Genomic DNA, 19,249 nt, shown 5'->3' with positions numbered 1-19,249 from the left:
TTTCATCATAAATGAGGATTGACAGACACATACTTATCGTTTATCTTTGATAAAAAATGTTTTTAAGTATTCCCCAACATAATCATTTTTATAAATGACATTAAAAACCCAAGTTAACGCTTGGGTTTTTTGTTTCTTTGCATAAATTAAATTTATTTCTGTGAATTATTTATCAGTAGAAAATATCTCAAAATCTTATGGAGAACGTGTTTTATTTGAAGACATCTCTTTCGGAATTAGTAAAGATCAAAAAGTTGCTTTTGTAGCTAAAAATGGAAGTGGTAAAACATCCATCCTAAATATTATTGCAGGTTTAGATGTTCCTGATTCTGGACAAGTAGTCAGTAGAAAAGGAATTTCTATTGCGTATTTAGCTCAAAAAGATGACATTAACCCTGATTTAACTATTGAGGAAACTATTTTTGCCACTGATAATAAAATCCTTTCTATTGTTAATCAATATGAAAAAGCTTTAAAAAACCTTGATGATAGTGACGCTTACCAGGCGGCATTTGATTTAATGGACCAGCACAATGCTTGGGATTTCGAAACACAATACAGACAAATTTTATCAAAATTAAAATTAGACGATTTAACCTTGAAAGTTGGCGCTCTTTCTGGAGGGCAAAGAAAAAGGCTGTCTTTAGCTATTGTTTTAATTAATAAACCAGATTTACTAATTTTAGATGAGCCAACAAATCATTTAGATTTAGAAATGATAGAATGGTTAGAAGCTTTCTTTGCAAAAGAAAAAATAACCTTATTTATGGTGACGCACGATCGTTACTTTCTAGAGCGTGTGTGTAATGAAATTTTAGAATTAGATGAAGGTAAAATCTACAAATACAAAGGAAATTACTCTTACTATTTACAAAATAAAGAAGAACGTTTAGCTTTAGAAGCTACCAATTTAGGAAAAGCTAAAAGTTTATTTAAAAAAGAACTAGAATGGATGCGAAAGCAACCAAAAGCCCGAACTACAAAATCGAAGTCTAGAACAGATGATTTCTATCAAATTAAAGAGAAAGCACATCAAAGAAGAAAAGATCATCAAGTTCAATTAGAGATAAACATGGAGCGTTTAGGAAGTAAAATTCTTGAACTTCATAAAGTGTCTAAGTCTTATGGAGATAAGAAAATTTTAGATGGTTTCGATTATGTTTTTAAGCGTGGTGAGCGTGTTGGAATAATTGGTAAAAACGGAACTGGAAAATCTTCATTTTTAAATATTATTACAGAAAAGGCTCCTTTAGATTCGGGAAAAGTTATTTTGGGTGAAACTGTAAAATTTGGCTATTACACGCAAGCGGGAATTCATATAAAAGAAGGGCAAAAGGTTATTGATGTTGTAAAAGAATTTGGAGAATTTATTCCACTTTCTAAAGGACGAAAAATTTCTGCTTCACAATTATTAGAACGCTTTTTATTTGACAAAAAGAAACAGTATGATTTTGTTGAAAAACTTTCTGGAGGTGAGCAAAAAAGATTGTATTTATGCGCTGTTTTAATTCAGAATCCTAATTTTCTAATTTTAGATGAACCTACGAATGATTTGGATGTTGTTACGCTAAACGTCCTTGAAAACTTCTTATTAGATTACCCAGGAAACTTATTGGTAGTATCGCATGATCGCTATTTTATGGATAAAATTGTAGATGCTCTTTTTGTTTTTAGAGGTGATGGAGTTGTAGAAAATTTTCCGGGAAATTATTCTGATTTTAGAGCCTATGATGTTTCTGCTCCAAAAGAAACCAAGAAAGTAAAAACGACAGAAAAAACCGAGAAAAAGAATCCGAAAAACGCTTTAAGTTTTAATGAAAAAAGAGAATTTGGTTCGTTAGAAGGAGATATTGAAAAACTTCAAAAAAGAAAAGCAACCATTGAAGCTCAGTTTTTAAATGTAGAAATTGAAGCTGATGATATTGCTAAAAAATCTGAAGAACTACAAAAAACAATTGCTAGCTTAGAACAAAAAGAGGAACGTTGGTTAGAGCTCTCTATGAAACTAGAAGATTAATTTACACTTATAATATCTTTGTCTTTTAACAATTCTTGATTGTTAAAACGCAATAAAATTTGTGCTACGGCAATGGTATCTTTTTCGCAATAGCTTACAATGCGTTGTATGTTTTTTTCCTTATAATAAACGTTTGCAACTTCACTGCCATCTATATCATCTTTTGGTGATGGAACTCCTAGAATTGACGTTAATAGTTTTAAGGATGTATAATGTTTGTAGTCTCCAAACTTCCACAACTCTAGTGTATCTATATGAGGAACTTCCCAAGGTTTTTTACCAAATAGATTTAGCTTATTAGGCAGTTCTATCTGATGCACAATCATTCTTCTAGCTATAAAGGGAAAATCGAATTCCTTACCATTATGTGCACATAAAACATGACTCTTTTTTGTGAAATGCGTATCTAATAATCCTTTAAAATCTGTTAGAATCTTATGCTCATCATCCCCAAAAAAAGAAGTAAGTCTTAATTGTCTTTCAGCTTCCTTATCAGCAAAGTAACCCACCGAAATACAGATTATTTTTCCGAATTCTGCCCAAATTCCTGCACGGTCATAAAATGCTGCTGCAGTAAATTCTTCTTTGCGTTGATATTTAGTCTTTTGATCAAAAAGTTCTTGAGTTTCTTTTGAAATATCTTTCCAATTTTCAAATTCAGGGACTGTTTCTATATCTAAAAATAGAATGTCGTTTAATTTAAATGTAAGGTTCATAGCACTATTTTTTTCTTTTTCTTGACGAAAGATAGTGAAAATAAAAAAGCTCCAAAAATTAATTTGGAGCTTTTCTAGTACAAAAACTTTATACTGTTTTATCTAATTACTAATTTCTTAGTAGCCGTTTTACCATCTTCAGTTACTTTTAAGATGTAAACTCCCGCAGAAATTGCAGAAACGTTAACATTAGATTTTACACCAGAAAAATTTGATGAAAGTACTTTTTTACCTAAAACATTAAAAATAGCAAACTCTTTTTTACTACTGCTATTGCTAGTAATAGTAAATGTATTGTTTGTAATTGGATTTGGATACGTTGCAAATCCTGCAATAGCATTGTTTTTTACAGAAGCAGTGCCAGATCCTGTATAAGAACCTAAACTATCCCATCCGCTGTTCGAATCTGTAACAATCCATTCAGATGAAGCTTCGTCTGTCCCAGCAGAATTTGCCCAATCTGTATTTGGTCCTGAAATAGTGTTTTTTCTAGTTAAAGTATGATTTGCTGTTGCATTGGTCGTTCCAGCAACATCCCAACCAGAACCTGGATCTACAGTAGGCACACCAATAATATCTAGAACATCAAATGTACCACCAGAATTTTTTTTAAGTAGTGCAATAGCATCATCACCGTTATAATGGATAGCACTCTCATATGCTAAAGAAAGATCTGCAGCAGCCAATATTATTGCATCAGCCTGATCTGTAGAGATAACGTACACATCACCATTAACAATTGTACCCGTTAACGCTAAATCTCTTGTAGCTTTCCAATCATTTCCATTATTTGATCCTTTGATCATGTAATCAGAAAGGTCCACATCACTGCCTGTTCCATTAAAAATTTCAATAAATTTATTATTACTAGAACCTTCAGCATACATGCTAATAAATAAATCAGAATATTGCCCAAAAGAGGCAGCGCTAAAAATTAAAGATAAGCATACTGTTAAAATGTAATTTTTTTTCATACTGTATATGTTTTATATTATTGAGTAAATATAATAATAATTAAACAGTATAACAAAATCTTGTAGATTATTTCAATGTTAAGAAACCTTGTAAAGATTAAATGATTGTTAAGTAGTTATTTTTGTTATATATTATCAGTATTTTTGATACTTATCTTATAGAGAGGTTATGAATAAAAACGATATAAAAATTTTATTAGTTGATGATGAGCCAGATATTTTAGAAATTGTTGGATACAATTTAAAGAATGAAGGGTATCAAGTATTTACAGCTTCCAATGGGCAAGAAGCCATAAAATCTGCTAAAAAAAATATTCCGCATTTAATTTTATTAGATATTATGATGCCCGAAATGGATGGAATAGAAGCGTGTGAAAAAATCAGAAAAATAAAATCACTCGAAAACGTTATTATCTCTTTTTTAACTGCCAGAGGTGAAGACTATTCGCAAGTTGCAGGATTTGAAGCGGGTGCTGATGATTATATTACAAAACCTATTAAACCAAAAGTACTGGTAAGTAAAATAAAATCGTTGTTACGAAGATTAAAAAACGAAAAAGACACTGAAGAATCTTATAAAATAGGAGATATTGTTATTGATAGAGATGCCTATGTTGTTTATAAAGCCGAGAAAAAGATTTCTCTTCCTAGAAAAGAATTTGAACTCTTTTCTTTGCTAACTTCAAAACCAGGAAAAGTATTTAAAAGAGAAGTTATTTTGGATACTGTTTGGGGAAATGAAGTTGTTGTTGGCGGCAGAACGATAGATGTACATATTAGAAAACTTCGCGAAAAAATAGGTGATGATCATTTTAAAACAGTAAAAGGTGTTGGTTATAAATTTGTACTAGAAACATCTGAAACATAAATTTTTTCTAAATTCTAGATTTAGATATTAAATACCTACTTTTTTTGAAACTAAAAAAAACTTACTCGTATGCCCTTTGGTCGGCTATTTATTTAACGCTACTTTCTGTGGCTATAGGCGGCATATCATATATTATGTATAGCAAACAATTTGGTATTAATAGTATTGTAATAGCTATACTCGTACTTTTTTTAATTTCTTTTTTCATTATTCAATATAGAGCTGAACACTTTATTTACAGACGTTTAAAAAAAATATATGAAGATGTTTCTATTTTAGATGTAAATGATCTTAAAAGAGAATCTACAACCACGGATATAGAAAAACTCTCTAAAAGCATGCAAAAGTTTGTAGAAGGGAAACGTTTAGAAATTAAAAATTTAACAGAAAGAGATTCTTTTAGGCGCGATTTTTTAGGAAATGTTGCTCATGAATTAAAAACTCCTCTTTTTACAGTCCAAGGCTACATTCTTACCTTAATGGAAGGCGCTGTAAATGATAAGGAAATACGGATGAAGTATTTAGAAAGAGCGAATAAAGGTGCAGAAAGGCTGGTTGCTGTTATCAAAGATTTAGATATGATTGCCAAATTGGAAAATGATGGCCTAAAGCTAAATATTGATGTATTTAATATGCTTGAACTGATTCAAAATGTATTTGATTTGCTTGAAATGAAAGCAAAAAAGAGAAACCTTACCCTACAATTTGATAAAATTTATGAGTTTCCAGTTTTTGTAAAAGGTGATATTGAAAAAATTGAACAAGTTCTTATAAATCTCATTGTAAACTCTATTAAATATGGAAAACCCAATGGCACGACCATTGTTGGCGTTGAAAATTACAATGACACAAAATTTATTATTAAAATTATTGATAATGGAGAAGGAATCGAAAAAGAACACATTTCACGTTTATTTGAACGCTTCTACAGAGTAGATCAAAGTAGGTCTCGTGAACAAGGGGGCTCTGGTTTAGGGCTTTCTATTGTGAAGCACATTGTTGAAGCACATGATGAAAACATCTTGCTAAAAAGCACGTATGGCGAAGGTTCAGAATTTTCTTTTACTCTTGAAAAAGCAAGGTAATCTTTAAGGCTACACTAAATCAAAACCAATATCTTTTCTATAATTCATTTTATCAAAATGAATTGCATCAATACTTTTGTACGATTTTTCTAAAGCTTCTTCTATGGTGTCTCCAAAAGAAGTAACCGCCATTACTCTACCTCCATTAGAAACTACTTTGTTTTCTTTAAATGCTGTTCCTGCATGAAAAACAATGGATTCTTCTACAGCATCAAAACCAGTAATTTCTTTATTTTTTTCATAAGATTCAGGGTATCCTCCAGAAACTAACATCACGGTTGCCGCAGTTTTTTCTATTACTGAAAACGATTTTTTATCTAAAGTCTGATTGGCAACACCTTCGAATAAATCAAATAAATCTGAGGCTATTCTTGGCAAAACAACTTCTGTTTCAGGGTCTCCCATTCTCACATTATATTCAACCACAGAAGGATTTCCATTGTCATTCATCAATCCAATAAAAATAAAACCTCTATAATCAATTCCGTCTTTTTGCAGCCCCTTAATTGTCGGTTTCACTACCAATTCTTCTACCTTATTTAAAAAAGCTTCATCTGCAAAGGGTACTGGAGAAATTGCCCCCATGCCGCCTGTATTTAAGCCTGTATCTCCTTCACCAATTCTTTTGTAATCTTTTGCTGAAGGTAAAATTTTATAGTTTTTACCATCTGTTAACACAAAAACGGACAATTCAATTCCTTTTAAAAACTCCTCAATAACAACAGTAGATGATGCTTCTCCGAATTTTTGGTTGGCAACCATTTCTTCAAGCTCTTTTTTAGCTTCTTCTAAAGAGTTTAAAATTAATACTCCTTTCCCTGCTGCTAAACCATCTGCTTTTAGAACAAAAGGAGGCTCTAAAGTTTCTAAGAAAGCAAAACCTTCTTCTAAATTTTCTTTGGTAAATGATTGATATTTGGCAGTAGGAACGCCATGCTTTTGCATAAATTGTTTAGAAAAATCTTTACTTCCCTCTAATAACGCTCCATCTTTTTTAGGGCCAATAACTGGTATCTTCTTCAAATCAGCATCCGCTAGAAAGAAATCATGAATTCCCTCTACCAAAGGTGCTTCTGGGCCTACAACAACCATTTGAATATTATTCTCTAAAACTGTATTTTTTACTGCTTGAAAATCTGTTGGATTTATGCTAATATTGGCAGCTATTTTATGTGTTCCTGCATTTCCAGGAGCGACAAAAAGTTGCTTGATTTTATTGCTTTGAGATAACTTTAATGCAAAAGCATGTTCTCTACCTCCAGAACCTAAAATAAGTACATTCATGTTTGTTGTGTTGTTGTGATTGCAAATATATTTTAAAATCTTTGGATTTTCATTTTCTTAAGAATGACATCTCTATAAACTCTTCATTTTTACAATATAAAGCTAATTTTAAGCTAGAATTACCATTTTAAAAAATATTTAATAGCAGATAAGGTATGTCTAAAAAATAATTTCATACTTTTTGATGATCCTTTTTTTAATACATGCGTTATTTCTTCTTTTGGATAATATATTTTCTTTTTTCCTAAATTATCTATTTTTCTACAAATATCAACATCTTCCATGTATAAAAAATAACGCTCATCAAAACCTTCTAATTTTAAAAAATCATTGGTTTTATATAAATGAAAACAGCCAGTAATAAATTCTGCAAAAAAAGAATTATTTAAGTCTTTATCTTTGTACTGACCTTTATAAACTGTTGATTTAAAAATTGGCTTCATAAAGGTAAATCTTCTAGCAAATAACTCTGAAAGAAGTGGATATCTTCGGCAAGAATATTGGTGATCTCCGTTTGGGAACAAAACTTTTGGAGCTATCATTGAAACATTTTCATCTTTCTTTAATTCTATAATCAAATTGGGTATAACTGCTTCCTGAAAATTAACATCTGGATTTAATATTAAATGAAAGTTAGAGTTATTACTAATTCTATCTTTAACCATATTATGACCTGCTCCAAAACCAATATTCTTACCAACTGCTATATACTCTATTTCTTGTTTTTTAAAAATATTTTGAAAAAGCTTGTTTTGGGTGTTATCTATTAAGAAAAGTCTCTTTTTCAAAGGCACTCTTAAGAAACAGTTTACAGTTTTTGTAAGTTCCTCTAAATTTTCATTATATAGCACGATAGATGCTGTAATATCTAATTTCTCTTTCATTCTACTTAATATGCTTTTTCATCTCCCTTAAAAACATTTAAAACGGTTTTAATAATAATCTTAATATCTAACAAAAAAGACCAGTTTTCTATATAAAAAATATCTAAACGCACTCGATTTTTAATATCCGACTTCTTTTTTACTTCTCCTCTATAACCACTTATTTGTGCTAAACCAGTAATCCCTGGTTTTACAATATGTCTTTTTAGATAATCCTTAACATCTTTTTGATATTCTAAAGACAGGCTTTCTAAATGAGGTCTGGGACCAACTACACTCATGTCTCCTAATAAAACATTTATAAATTGTGGTAATTCATCCATGCTTGTTTTTCTTAAAAAAGAACCTATTTTAGTTACTCTATTATCATTTTTTGTAGCATGAACTTTATGAGAAAGGTTATTCATTCTCATTGATCTAAATTTGTAACAAACAAACTTTTCTACATTTATTCCTTCTCTTTTTTGCTTAAAAAGTAAAGGCCCTTTTGATTCTAACTTAACCACTATCCATAGAATTGGCCATAACCAAGAAAGCAAAAAAACACATACGAATAAAGAAAATACAATATCAAAAATTCTCTTGACATAAAAATTTTCTGCAAACTCAAATGGTAATTTCTTGACATTTAAAACCAGTAAAGTATCATCATAATACTCTATACTTTGATTTTTGCTGTATAACTCATTCGAATTTGGAATTAACTTTACAATAATCTCTTTTTCAATTGCAAACTTTTTTATTTTATTTATTTGATCTTTACTTAGAGAGGTTAATGAACAATAAATTTCATCAACCATATTATTTGTAGCATATGCGAAAACAGTTTCTATATATCCTAAATAATCATTGTCCTTATAAATTTTACTCGAAAAAAAACCCAAGAACTTATATCCTAAATTAGACTTACTTTTAAAAAGTGAAATAATATTTTTTGAAGAGCTATCGAAGCCAACAACAACTGTAGTTCTAGCGTTATTGCCCAATGACCTGTATCTTTTTAATAAGAAAAGCCATGAAAACTTTATTAAAGAAATACCTGTAATAATAAAAATTAAAATTGAGAACTGATTATGAACTGCGATCCCTTCTCTAAAAACACCGAAATAGGCAAAATATCCAAGAATAAAAATTAAGAATTGTTTAACTAAAATAGTCAATATCCTCAGAGGTCTTGTATATCTATATACATTATAGAAACCAAAGAAATAACTTTCAAAAAGCCAAAATAAAGTAATATATAATCCAAAATATAAATACTCTTTATCATATAATATGTAAGTAATAAAATTAAGAATAAAAACATCCAAAAAAATCTGTAATGGTTTTATTAAATATGAGTATCTTTTATTCAATATTATTTTTTTTACGGCAAATATAGGTTGTTTTAATTTAAAATTTTATTAATCATTTTATCAATAGTGAATAATTCTTTTGCTATATCTTTTTGAAAAACAACATCTATATCTTTAGATAAAATACTTTGAATAGTTTTTAAAATGATTGTAAAATCCCAAGAATTTATTACTGTTCCAATATTTTGTAAATTAAACAATAACTCTATTTCACTCTCTTTATCTGTAATGATTAAAGTCTTGCATCCTGAAGCTAATAAGTTAGGTAACTTTGATGGCAAAGACCCTTTGGATGTATTTGGTAATTGAGGTATAATTTGTAAGTCACATCGACTATATAATTCTTCTAAATTTTCTCTTAAAACTAAATTATGAAATTTAATTTGTGAGTTCTTATTCTCTTTTTTTAAATCATCAAAAACGGATCCTTGAGAAAAAAAGTGAAAAACTACGTTATCAATTTTTTTAGATGCAAATTTAAAAAAATTATATAGTTCTATTGGATTTTGTTTCTCACCTAAAGCTCCAGAATACACAATGTTTATATCGTCTGCTTTTAATATTTCACTTAAATTATTAGTGATTTCATTTTTTATTGTATGAAATGGATATTGAATCTCCAATTTTCTATTATCCAACCCATAAAGATTCAAAGCTGTTTCTTTCATTTCATTGGATAAGAGAATTAATTTATCACAGCTATTAAAGCATCTTTTTTCAATTTTATGAATTACAAATTTTACAATACGATTTATTTTACCCTTTTTATTAGATGAATAAATTTCTTGTAAATCATGAATCATCCCTACTTTTTTGGAGGTTTTACTAAGAAATGGTAAAATCGTATAAAACGCAAAACTTGGCGGAAAAACAGGAATAACAAGGTCTATTTTTTTATTATACCTTCTTAAATTTCTTAGAACAAAAAAGGCAAAGCCGACTTCTAATACAAGTCTTCTTAAAATTGTTTTCTTTGAAAATTTAAGGTTGCTTCCACCTCTAACAATGGTAATATTTTTTAACTTTTCACTACTTTTTGACACCTTCCAATCTGGATAAATCGGATGAAAGCATAATATCGTAACATTATGTCCTCCGTCGCTTAAAGCAACAGCAAGATCGGAATTGAATTTTCCGGTAGATATGGGCTCCGGAAAAAAAAATGGAGAAATTATTAATATATTTTTTTTACTATTCACTTTTTCTATCTCTTTTCACTTTAGCTGGGTTACCTATACAAACTTTATTAGCAGGTAAATTGTTATAAACACTACTTCTGGAGCCAACTACTGTTCCTTTTCCAATTGTAATACCGGGAGCTACAAAAACATCTGTAGCCAACCAGCATTCATTTTCAATAGTTATTTTTTTTGCAAAAATAGGGAAATCATTTTGTAAATAATCGTGAGAACCAGTGCAAAGATATGATCTTTGCGATACTACTACGTTTTTTCCTATGTCAATATTACCAAGTGTATATAAATCCACATTATCACCAATCCAACTATAGTCACCAATACTTAATTTCCAGGGATATGTTACTTTAACTGATGGCCTAATAATTACCTTTTTGCCTATTTTAGCTCCAAACAAACGTAATAAAAAACGTCTAAAACCATACATAAACTGAAGCGAATTTTTAAAAAAAACAGATTGAACAATCCACCATAACTGAACGACAAAAGCATTTCTTCCTCTGAAATTTTTTGGTAATTTAGATTTATTTAACTCTTGTACTTGCATTTATTATTTTTATAATTTTATTTTTAAACTTTTGAACTGTAAAATTATTTATAAAATACTCAAAATTTAATTCAGCAATTTCTTTAATTTTATCCCTATTCTCCTTTAAAAAAAGGAGAGGTTCTACTATACTTTCTACGCTTTTAGGTTTAACCAGATAACCATTAACATTTGATGTTATCACATCTTTTATTCCTGCATGATTCGTGGCAATTACAACATTTTTGGTAGCCAAAGCTTCTAAAATAGATATTGGCTGTCCCTCCATCTTGTAAAAAGTTGGTAAAACAAAGATATTACTCCATTCTAACAATTCTTTTTTTTCTTTCTTATAGACAATCCCTAGATAAGAGGTGTTTTCTAATTTATTAATTTTAGTCACGATCTTTTCTTTAAGAGATTCATCTATATTTCCTGCTATTTTAGCTTTATAAATAATATTTCTCTCTTCCAAAACTGCTAAAGCATCTAGTAAATATAAGATCCCTTTTTCTTCCATTAAATTACTTAAATAAACAATTTGAAGGTTCCTATTTATATCCTTCTTAAGATCTTTAAAAAGAAAATCTTCTGCAAAATTTTCTACAATAAATATTTTAGATGTGTCTAAAAATGGTGATAAATTATTTTTTAAAGATTCCGACAAGACGATTCCTTTAGTAAACTTTGATATTAAATAGTAAAAAAACTTCTTTTTAAATCCTTTTAATTCATCATATTGTTTACCTAGAAAATTACCATGCACATGTATTATTAATTCTTTATTTAAAAGCGTTGAAAGTAAAATAAATAACATGTATTTAGCAATCCCAAAAAAAGTCTGACCAGGTGTAATATACACAATATCATTTTTAAATAAACGTAATGCTTTTAAATTTATTTTTAAAAAAAAGAATAATTTTTTTAATGAAAAACTCCCAACTTTATCCTGAAAAACAGGAAAGGATGTGTTTATAAAATCAACTTTAAAACCTTCTGATTCCTCTAAAATTTCTTTAACCACTTTATTTGCTAAAGAAACGCCTGTTAAAGGATCTGGAAATGGTCCTATTAGTATAATTCTTTTCATTTTTCGGTATCAATTTGATTGTAAAAGGAAAAATAATTTATTATCAATGCAAAATATATGACTCCATTTTGTCTGTCGAGTATATTTTCAATTAACATTAATACCGTAAAAAACAATAAAACTGAAAATTGTTCAAAACTAACCAAAAATGAATTCTTCAGATTTCTAATTAAAAAATTCATGAAAATTAAAAGGCCAAAGAAACCAGTAGAAATTGTTAAACCTAAAAACTGATTATGAGAATTATAATATTTATTTTTAAATACGAAATTATTTTGCTCTAAAATAGACAAAACATCTTTAGTATCACCAACACCATATCCAAAAATTGGTTTTTCTTTAATTGCTTTGATTGCTAAATTGGTTAAATTGAACCTGATGTTAGTTGATGAAATTTTTGTAGCATCGAATAAATGATTGATATCTTTAAACCTATTAGAAATATCTGGGGTAAATTTAACGATACTGAGTCCTATGATAAAAGATAATAGAATAAATATAACTTTCCTTTTTAGTTGAATTTTTTTATTAAAAAAGATATAACTAAAAAAGAACGCACTCATAATTAATATTGCACTTTTCCTTGATAGCAAAATAAGGTTCCCAATAAGTAGCATATTACCGAATAAAATAAACCATTTATACTTTTTTATCTTAATTAGACTAATCGAGAATATTAACGAAATAGAAATTATTAAAGAGGCATATATTGGATGCATAGAATATTTTCCTAATTGAAAAATAATACGATAACTATAATTAAGAAAATAATTCTTTGTAACAAAACCCTCAAAATAAAATAATATGAAAATGTTAATAAACAGTAGTAATGTACTGAAATAAAAAAAAGATTTTGCTTTTTTAAACGTATTTTGACTGAATAACACTTTATGTGACCTCAATAAAAAAAAAGAGATGGGGAAAATAATTAAAGGAGATAATCTGAGAATATAATTCAACCCAAATTTCAGGTTATCACTGTAAACCAAACTTACAAAAAGAACTAAAAACAATGAAGAATTTAATATTAAAAGTCTCTTGTGTTTATAATCTGACAAGCTTGGTATTGAGTTATTTTTGTAAGCAAAAATTATTGACGCAATAAAAAACAATACTATTAAACTTGGCTTAATATTATCAGGATAAATAGGAAAGAGAAATAAATTTAAAAATAAAAGTCTAAGCACCTCTTTTAATTTAAGCTCTTTAAAAAATCTTACCATAATTTAGTCCCTTGATAAAAATACTTTATTGATTTTGGAATTACATAAATGCCAAATGAAACAAGAATTAATTGAGAAAATCCATTTGTAAAATCACCTCTTAAAAAGTAAATCATGTGTATCGCAATAAAAAATGCAAGCACTTTTTTTAAGTAATCATCTGACTTTAAAAAAAGCAAAGCTCTTGTTAAAAAATAAGCCAAAATAATGGCAAAAATTACAATGCCAATTACACCAAAATTCAAGTAAGCTTCAGAAACAAAAGGGTTTGAAATGTTATTAAAATAAAAACCATGTTCTTCAATCAAATAGTTTCCCAAAAATTGACCCGATGTTAAAGGTTTAGATGGCCAGATAGATCGTGGAACAGAGAAGAACAAAGCACTCGATAATTGTTCACCCATACTAAACCCATGAAAAGACACGTTTTCTATAGTTGCTAAAAAATTAGCATAGGCATCAAAATGTAAGGTATTAAAATTACTTAATAAGACGTCTTTATTTAATGATCCTGTAATGATTTTTGGATTTTTCAAAACCTCTATAAATGATGAGTTTATATGGGTAAAAACTGCTAAAATAGGCATTGCAATAATTAAACTTAAATATAAGATTAAAGTAGTTTTAATATTATTATTTAAAAGTTTCGGTACAAAAAGGAATAATAAACTAAAATAAATTGGCCCTAACCCAGATCTCTTTTCCATAAATGGATTTTTAAAGATTAAAATCAATAGAAGAAAAATTATTAAAGAACCTAGAATAACAACCCAATTTATTGGTTTATTATTTTTCTTTTTAAAATACATAACACACATAGCAATCCCTGCTAATGGGATTGAAAACAATACTTTAGAAATAATTATCTTTATAGATTTAGCCTTGTCCAATTGTAGCTTCCAATTAGGAGTCATCAATTTTTGTTGAATAAAATCAATGTTAAAAATTAATATTAAAACACATATTACTAAAATAACTAAAATATCAAAAGGCAATCTTTTTCTGATTTTATAGGGCTTTACTTTATTGTTATACTTTTTAAAAAAAACATAACTAATAAAAAATACTACATTAAAAATTAAAATACAAAGGTTAGCAAATATTGTCTGTTTCCAATGGTAAGGCAAGTAATTTAAATACCTTGGCAAAACTGTGTCAATTTTAGAAATTTGAGCTAAGGGTGCTATTACAAAAAAAAGTAAACTAAAAATTAAATATGCAGATATGAATGGTGAATATTCCTTCTCTAAGAAAAAATGATAATACATTATTACCATTAATAGCAAATAATTTAAAAAGAAAAAAGCTAATGCTATAATATTTATATCAACTAAAAAGAATTGAATCCCTGTAAAGACAAAAAATAATATAAAAACAAAATTCTTCAAACTACCTTTATTTTTTATGCAATAATTGTTTTTCTTTTGAATGAATAAAATAACCTTATTAGTGCCATTAATACATCTCCAAAAACTCTTAAGTAAATTAAATTCCAAAAATTTATTTTACCAGTGAAATATAAAACTATTAAAATTAGCATGTAAACAATTGAAGTAAATATTAATGAAAAATTATATTCTCTATAAAATCCAAAAGCCACCAAAGAACATGTTCCTAAAATAAAAGTTAGTGAAACAAAAGGAGAAAGAATAGCTAATAATTTTAAAGATGGTGCAAACTGAAGCATTTCTTCTCCACCAAACCAGACCATAAAATAATCTGCCATTAAAAAAATTATTGAACCTATAAACACTCCAACTATAAAGGATACATAAACCAAATTTTTAAGTAATTTTTTATTTTTAGTTCTTGAAATTGTAGGAAAAACTGCTTGCTGAAGCATTTCAAAAGGAATTACTCCTAACATTACAATTTTTAAGCCAGTATCAAAACCTGTAACTTGTTCTAAAAGACAGAATTTTCCTATAAAAAAAATAGTCCCAAAATTAAATACTAACGATAAAAACCGACCAATAAAAAAGGGTAACGATTCTCTAAAATAGTGTATCAACTTACTAATTGGCAGCAGTACTATCCTTATGTTGTAATATTTAAAAAGATAGAATATACCAAAACCTCCCATTAAAAGAGATGATGATACAAACAACAAAATGTAAGACAATAAATCATATTGAGAATTCACAAAAATAACTGTACCAACAAGAAGAAATAACCGTGTTAAAAAAACAATAATGGTCGCAGGTTTAAGGTTTTCTGTTCCTTGAAAAAACCAAACAGGAAATAAAACCTCACCGATTCCAGAAAACATTAATAACAATAATAATCTTTTGTAAGCAGAAAATGTTTCAAAACTTCCTAAAAACAAAACACATATTAAAGAAAAAATGAATAAACATCCTTTGATAATAAAAATTGATGAGACTATTTCATTAATTTTTGTTGACTTATTTTTATTTTCAACAATATATTTAGCGGCATAAATATTAAACCCAAAGTTTACAATCATTATAAAATACTGAATAACGGAATCTAACCACGTTATTAACCCATATTTCTCACTTCCTAGAATTCTAATTAAATAAGCTGCTAAAACTATTTTAACACCAATATTAAAAAATTTCATTAAAGTTAAATAAGAGAAATTTTTTAATATAATCTGATTGTTAGAATTTAAGGCTTTAAACATATTCATCATTTGAAAATAGTGTTAAAAACCCTCTCAGAAAACTTGTTTTTAGGTTCATGAAAAATATCTCTAGTTTTTGCCCTTTCTTCTTCAAAATTATCTTGATTTGCAAATAACAAATTTTGTAAAAAAGGTATTAACTCTTTTTTATGAGTAATAATTTCTCCTGGCATAAACTCTTTTGGATCTTCGAAAACAAATCCTCTTGAATTTGAGTATTGATCAAAATCTGAAATTAAAAAACCTATTGGTTTATTTAACAAAAGATAGTCTATATAAATGGATGAAAAATCTGTTAATAATAAATCTGTGTTTTGTAAAACAGAATAGAGAGAAATCCCTTTTTCTTCAAAACTAGCATTATTTAAAAATACCAAGTTTGTGTATGTCTTAAAATCATTTACATCGAGATAATCCATTGGATGTAATTTTATAAAGCAAATAGATTTAGTTGATAAAAAGAATTCATTTAATTTAATTAAATATTTTTCTTCAAAAAAATCATTCATTTCCTCTAAGTTACCGTCTTTTCTCACGTCTCCAATTACAGATTTCCGATATGTTGGCATCCATAAAACTGTTTTATCAAAGTCAGTACTTTTTTTTTGAACTAAATCTAGAAGGCTATATTTATTAGTTAAAATTAAATCATTTCTCGGTTGGCCTGTAATTAAAACATTTTCATTTTTAATTAAAAAGGCTTTACTCATTATGTTTTGAAACAATGCAGAAGTAGCAATAACAAAGTCAGATTTTGGCACTCTACTATTATTGTCTAAATGCCCAATATTTTTTAATGGCATTCCATGCCATAAATTTATATTAATTTGTTTTTTAGACAAATTAACTTCATTAAAAAGTCCGTGGGTAAAAAAAACATATTTTGACTTACAGAAATAATAAACCCCTGAAAAAGATTTTTTTTCTACAATTAAATAATTTGATGAAGTGGTATAATTTGCGAGTAACTTACTGTACTTTTCTTTATCTCTTTTAGAAATCAACCATATATTTTTATATTCTTTATGGTTATCTAAAACATAACAAAAAAAGGTAAAGCAATTATCTGAAAAATCGGGAAAACTGTGATAAACAATAAAATTATTTTTCGGCACAATAAATGGCCTCAAAGTTTTTATTAAATATTTTAAAATCAAATTATTACATTTTTTTATTGAAAGCACTTTTTAGTTTTGTAGTAGAAATATCTATTGTTCTTGGCAAGTAAACTACTTCACAATATTTTTTTAAAAAATCAAATTTGCCAGTCCAATCGTCTCCCATAACAAAAATATCTGCATTGGTATTTATTACATCCTCCACTTTTTGTTCCCAATTTGATTCTGGAATTACTAAATCTATATATTCTATTGCCTCTAAAAACTCTTTTCTTTTAGCATATTGTATTTTGCACTCTTTTCCTTTAACTTTATTAAATTCATCTGTGGATAAGCCTACGATTAACTTATCTCCTAACTTACTTGCCCTTTTAAGAATTTCTATATGACCATAATGTAATAGATCGAAAGTTCCGTATGTTAAAACTATTTTAGTTGTTTTTTCAATATTTTTAGAAAACTCTTTAAATGATTTTAACTTAGCATCCTTTTCTACTAAAACTACGTCTTGCTCATTTAATTTCCAATCAATATTTAAATCCTTATCATTATACACAATTCCACTTTCTGCTTCCTTGTGATAATAATTATCACATTTATAAGCAAAAATAGTATCATCTTCTAATACTGAAAAACCATGAGCGAAACCTCTTGGGATAAATAGTTGTTTATTATTTTCACTTGTTAATTCTATTGAAAAATAGTGTCCAAAAGTTTTAGAATCTTCCCTTAAATCAACAGCAACATCTAAAACCCTACCTTTAATAACTCGCACTAATTTTGACTGAGCAAACTCCCCTTTTTGTATGTGTAAACCCCGTAATGCACCTCTTTGAGAAATTGATTGATTATCTTGTATAAAATTAACTTTTAACCCTGTTTTTTCTTCAAATATTTTTTGATTAAAGCTTTCAAAAAAAATGCCCCTTTCATTATTAAAAACTGCTGGTTCAATTATAAAACACCCCTCTAAATTAGTTTCTGTAATTACCATTATATCTTTCTCAAATTTTTTTCTTTAGCTAATTTTTTGATAAAGGCGATGCTAATTTCCTTAACTCTTCTTTTCTAACAAAACTATTTCTATATGCAACTTATTTTATAGAACCTAGCTCGAACCTTGAATCCTTCTAACACCTGTTCACATTAAAACACTTTACATTAAACATGCCAAAATCTCTTTATACAACATAATTCTCCTGCCCTAAGAAGAGATCTTTCGATTCTTATTTTTTATAATTATTTAAATAAGTATTTAATTGCTTTAGTAATAAAAATAAGACCATAAGCATTGCTCCAAAAGCGGCTAATAAAAAAACATAATTCTTTGTGATTCCTTTTATTTGATAACCTATCGGTTGGAAGTTTGAAATAACATTAATTACTTCATATTTTTCTGATCTCTCGATAACTACACCTTCTAAATCAGCATTTATTTTTCTATTGGTTTCAAATAATTCCAATTCTTTCGTCGTTCTTTTTGTTCCTCCTAAATCAATATTGGTTCCTGAACTTTGCTTTTTGGCTTCTTCAATCATCACTTGCATATAGACTTTTCTTAAGGAGTCTATTTGCCCTAGGTTTTGTCTTAAAAGAGAATCTGTTCTGTTTAGATTTTCGTTTGTTAAATATTTTAGTCTATTAAAATATTTGTTTTTTACAACTGACGAAATAATTACATCATCTAAACTTTTAAAAACATCATTTTTTTCGGCAATTACATTAATTTGATGAATTTTATAATCTAGATCTTTAAAAGAGGCCTTAAACTCCTCAAATGTGTAGCTTTTTACTGTGGTAGTATCTACCTTTAATATAAAATCATTGTAAGAATTTATAATGTCATTCTCCTTTCTTACTGGTTCTATCGTGAATTCCTTAAGAGAAGCAGCCGTTTCTTTATCTAGCTTAAAAGTTTGTGCTAAACTGGCAGTATCTTTTTGCTTCACTAAATCATTATAATAATTTACATTGTTATATAATTGTCTTGCACTTTTAAAATTAGGCTCTACCAATAAGTCTGAACCAAATCTTTCAGGTGTTTTAACTTCTAGATAGATTCCTAAAACTCCTCCCAAGATTGCAGCAATTCCAATTTTTACAATATGTAGCTTTAAAAAGACTAAAGTTACAATTAAGGCATGAAAAATCCCTTTAAAAATATTTCCAATAAAATTGAAAAAATTAGAAAAACCTCTACCTATAATGACAAATAGAGATCCTAAATCTACCTCTTCTTCGTTGTTCTTTTGATCTGTTGACATTG

Annotated in this window: 17 protein-coding genes; 3 read left to right on the top strand and 14 right to left on the bottom strand. The window is 27.8% G+C overall.

What is annotated here, in order from left to right; translation table 11 throughout:
- Nucleotides 1-160: 160 nt before the first annotated feature.
- Entirely contained in the window at nucleotides 161-2,017 is a 1,857-nt protein-coding gene (locus tag ATE90_RS01050; protein ID WP_101450629.1) for an ABC-F family ATP-binding cassette domain-containing protein, read from the top strand.
- On the opposite strand, the gene ATE90_RS01045 is transcribed toward ATE90_RS01050, so the two are convergent.
- Together ATE90_RS01045 and ATE90_RS01040 are read right to left on the bottom strand one after the other, a co-directional pair.
- Nucleotides 2,014-2,733 carry a 3'-5' exonuclease gene (locus ATE90_RS01045; protein WP_101450627.1) on the bottom strand — a complete coding sequence of 240 codons (720 nt, stop codon included), beginning with the start codon at nucleotides 2,731-2,733 and terminating at the stop codon, nucleotides 2,014-2,016. The two genes, ATE90_RS01050 and ATE90_RS01045, sit on opposite strands and share 4 nt — an antisense overlap.
- 98 nt (nucleotides 2,734-2,831) lie before the next feature.
- A complete protein-coding gene (locus tag ATE90_RS01040; protein ID WP_101450625.1) occupies nucleotides 2,832-3,707 on the bottom strand; it encodes a T9SS type A sorting domain-containing protein in 876 nt (291 codons plus the stop codon).
- A 169-nt stretch (nucleotides 3,708-3,876) separates the two neighbouring features.
- Between ATE90_RS01040 and ATE90_RS01035 the strand changes: the two genes are divergently transcribed.
- Nucleotides 3,877-4,575 (top strand): response regulator, encoded by a 699-nt coding sequence (locus ATE90_RS01035; RefSeq protein WP_091955254.1) that lies wholly within the window; start codon nucleotides 3,877-3,879, stop codon nucleotides 4,573-4,575.
- A gap of 44 nt (nucleotides 4,576-4,619) precedes the next feature.
- Nucleotides 4,620-5,660, top strand: coding sequence for a sensor histidine kinase (locus ATE90_RS01030; protein WP_036782849.1), 1,041 nt, complete (start codon nucleotides 4,620-4,622; stop codon nucleotides 5,658-5,660).
- Between the two features lie 9 nt (nucleotides 5,661-5,669).
- On the opposite strand, the gene purD is transcribed toward ATE90_RS01030, so the two are convergent.
- From purD to ATE90_RS00970, 12 genes are all read right to left on the bottom strand, one after another.
- Nucleotides 5,670-6,944: a phosphoribosylamine--glycine ligase gene (gene purD / locus ATE90_RS01025; protein WP_036782848.1), complete on the bottom strand. Its 1,275-nt coding sequence runs from the start codon at nucleotides 6,942-6,944 to the stop codon at nucleotides 5,670-5,672.
- 119 nt (nucleotides 6,945-7,063) lie between these two features.
- Nucleotides 7,064-7,828 (bottom strand): glycosyltransferase family 2 protein, encoded by a 765-nt coding sequence (locus ATE90_RS01020; RefSeq protein WP_036782847.1) that lies wholly within the window; start codon nucleotides 7,826-7,828, stop codon nucleotides 7,064-7,066.
- A 5-nt stretch (nucleotides 7,829-7,833) separates the two neighbouring features.
- On the bottom strand, nucleotides 7,834-9,138 hold the full coding sequence (locus ATE90_RS01015; RefSeq protein WP_254712332.1) for an exopolysaccharide biosynthesis polyprenyl glycosylphosphotransferase: 1,305 nt from the start codon (nucleotides 9,136-9,138) through the stop codon (nucleotides 7,834-7,836).
- Between the two features lie 77 nt (nucleotides 9,139-9,215).
- Nucleotides 9,216-10,382 carry a glycosyltransferase family 4 protein gene (locus ATE90_RS01010; RefSeq protein WP_101450622.1) on the bottom strand — a complete coding sequence of 389 codons (1,167 nt, stop codon included), beginning with the start codon at nucleotides 10,380-10,382 and terminating at the stop codon, nucleotides 9,216-9,218.
- Entirely contained in the window at nucleotides 10,375-10,926 is a 552-nt protein-coding gene (locus tag ATE90_RS01005; RefSeq protein WP_101450620.1) for a putative colanic acid biosynthesis acetyltransferase, read from the bottom strand. Before ATE90_RS01005 ends, ATE90_RS01010 begins: the two co-directional genes overlap by 8 nt.
- A complete protein-coding gene (locus tag ATE90_RS01000) occupies nucleotides 10,904-11,995 on the bottom strand; it encodes a glycosyltransferase family 4 protein (RefSeq protein WP_036782840.1) in 1,092 nt (363 codons plus the stop codon). Before ATE90_RS01000 ends, ATE90_RS01005 begins: the two co-directional genes overlap by 23 nt.
- Nucleotides 11,992-12,612, bottom strand: a complete 621-nt coding sequence (locus tag ATE90_RS13505; protein WP_218971876.1) for an O-antigen ligase family protein — start codon at nucleotides 12,610-12,612, stop codon at nucleotides 11,992-11,994. Before ATE90_RS13505 ends, ATE90_RS01000 begins: the two co-directional genes overlap by 4 nt.
- 599 nt (nucleotides 12,613-13,211) lie before the next feature.
- On the bottom strand, nucleotides 13,212-14,132 hold the full coding sequence (locus ATE90_RS00990; protein ID WP_441339152.1) for a hypothetical protein: 921 nt from the start codon (nucleotides 14,130-14,132) through the stop codon (nucleotides 13,212-13,214).
- A gap of 488 nt (nucleotides 14,133-14,620) precedes the next feature.
- Nucleotides 14,621-15,874, bottom strand: a complete 1,254-nt coding sequence (locus ATE90_RS00985; protein WP_081958128.1) for an oligosaccharide flippase family protein — start codon at nucleotides 15,872-15,874, stop codon at nucleotides 14,621-14,623.
- The gene (locus ATE90_RS00980) at nucleotides 15,871-16,980 is read right to left on the bottom strand and encodes a CDP-glycerol glycerophosphotransferase family protein (protein ID WP_235317761.1); all 1,110 of its coding nucleotides are present in this window, start codon (nucleotides 16,978-16,980) and stop codon (nucleotides 15,871-15,873) included. The genes ATE90_RS00985 and ATE90_RS00980 overlap by 4 nt, the downstream gene beginning before the upstream one ends.
- 46 nt (nucleotides 16,981-17,026) lie before the next feature.
- Complete coding sequence (gene rfbC / locus ATE90_RS13805) at nucleotides 17,027-17,977, bottom strand: dTDP-4-dehydrorhamnose 3,5-epimerase (RefSeq protein WP_180335162.1); 951 nt, start codon at nucleotides 17,975-17,977, stop codon at nucleotides 17,027-17,029.
- Nucleotides 17,978-18,209: 232 nt separating this feature from the next.
- Complete coding sequence (locus ATE90_RS00970; RefSeq protein WP_036782830.1) at nucleotides 18,210-19,247, bottom strand: hypothetical protein; 1,038 nt, start codon at nucleotides 19,245-19,247, stop codon at nucleotides 18,210-18,212.
- Between the last annotated feature and the right edge of the window lie 2 nt (nucleotides 19,248-19,249).

The organism is Polaribacter sp. Hel1_33_96, from assembly GCF_002846595.1.
Taxonomy (GTDB): domain Bacteria; phylum Bacteroidota; class Bacteroidia; order Flavobacteriales; family Flavobacteriaceae; genus Polaribacter.
Note: the sequence above shows the minus strand (reverse complement) of the source record. Positions and strands in the feature narration are given on the sequence as shown.

Bases quoted from the DNA above. Each gene is read 5' to 3' on its own strand.
- ATE90_RS01040 (WP_101450625.1), bottom strand. From the start codon at position 3,707: ATGAAAAAAAATTACATTTTAACAGTATGCTTATCTTTAATTTTTAGC.
- purD (WP_036782848.1), bottom strand. From the start codon at position 6,944: ATGAATGTACTTATTTTAGGTTCTGGAGGTAGAGAACATGCTTTTGCA.
- ATE90_RS01005 (WP_101450620.1), bottom strand. From the start codon at position 10,926: ATGCAAGTACAAGAGTTAAATAAATCTAAATTACCAAAAAATTTCAGA.
- ATE90_RS01035 (WP_091955254.1), top strand. From the start codon at position 3,877: ATGAATAAAAACGATATAAAAATTTTATTAGTTGATGATGAGCCAGAT.
- ATE90_RS01020 (WP_036782847.1), bottom strand. From the start codon at position 7,828: ATGAAAGAGAAATTAGATATTACAGCATCTATCGTGCTATATAATGAA.
- ATE90_RS00990 (WP_441339152.1), bottom strand. From the start codon at position 14,132: ATGACTCCTAATTGGAAGCTACAATTGGACAAGGCTAAATCTATAAAG.
- ATE90_RS01045 (WP_101450627.1), bottom strand. From the start codon at position 2,733: ATGAACCTTACATTTAAATTAAACGACATTCTATTTTTAGATATAGAA.
- ATE90_RS01000 (WP_036782840.1), bottom strand. From the start codon at position 11,995: ATGAAAAGAATTATACTAATAGGACCATTTCCAGATCCTTTAACAGGC.
- ATE90_RS13505 (WP_218971876.1), bottom strand. From the start codon at position 12,612: ATGCTACTTATTGGGAACCTTATTTTGCTATCAAGGAAAAGTGCAATA.
- ATE90_RS00970 (WP_036782830.1), bottom strand. From the start codon at position 19,247: ATGTCAACAGATCAAAAGAACAACGAAGAAGAGGTAGATTTAGGATCT.
- rfbC (WP_180335162.1), bottom strand. From the start codon at position 17,977: ATGGTAATTACAGAAACTAATTTAGAGGGGTGTTTTATAATTGAACCA.
- ATE90_RS00985 (WP_081958128.1), bottom strand. From the start codon at position 15,874: ATGATGAATATGTTTAAAGCCTTAAATTCTAACAATCAGATTATATTA.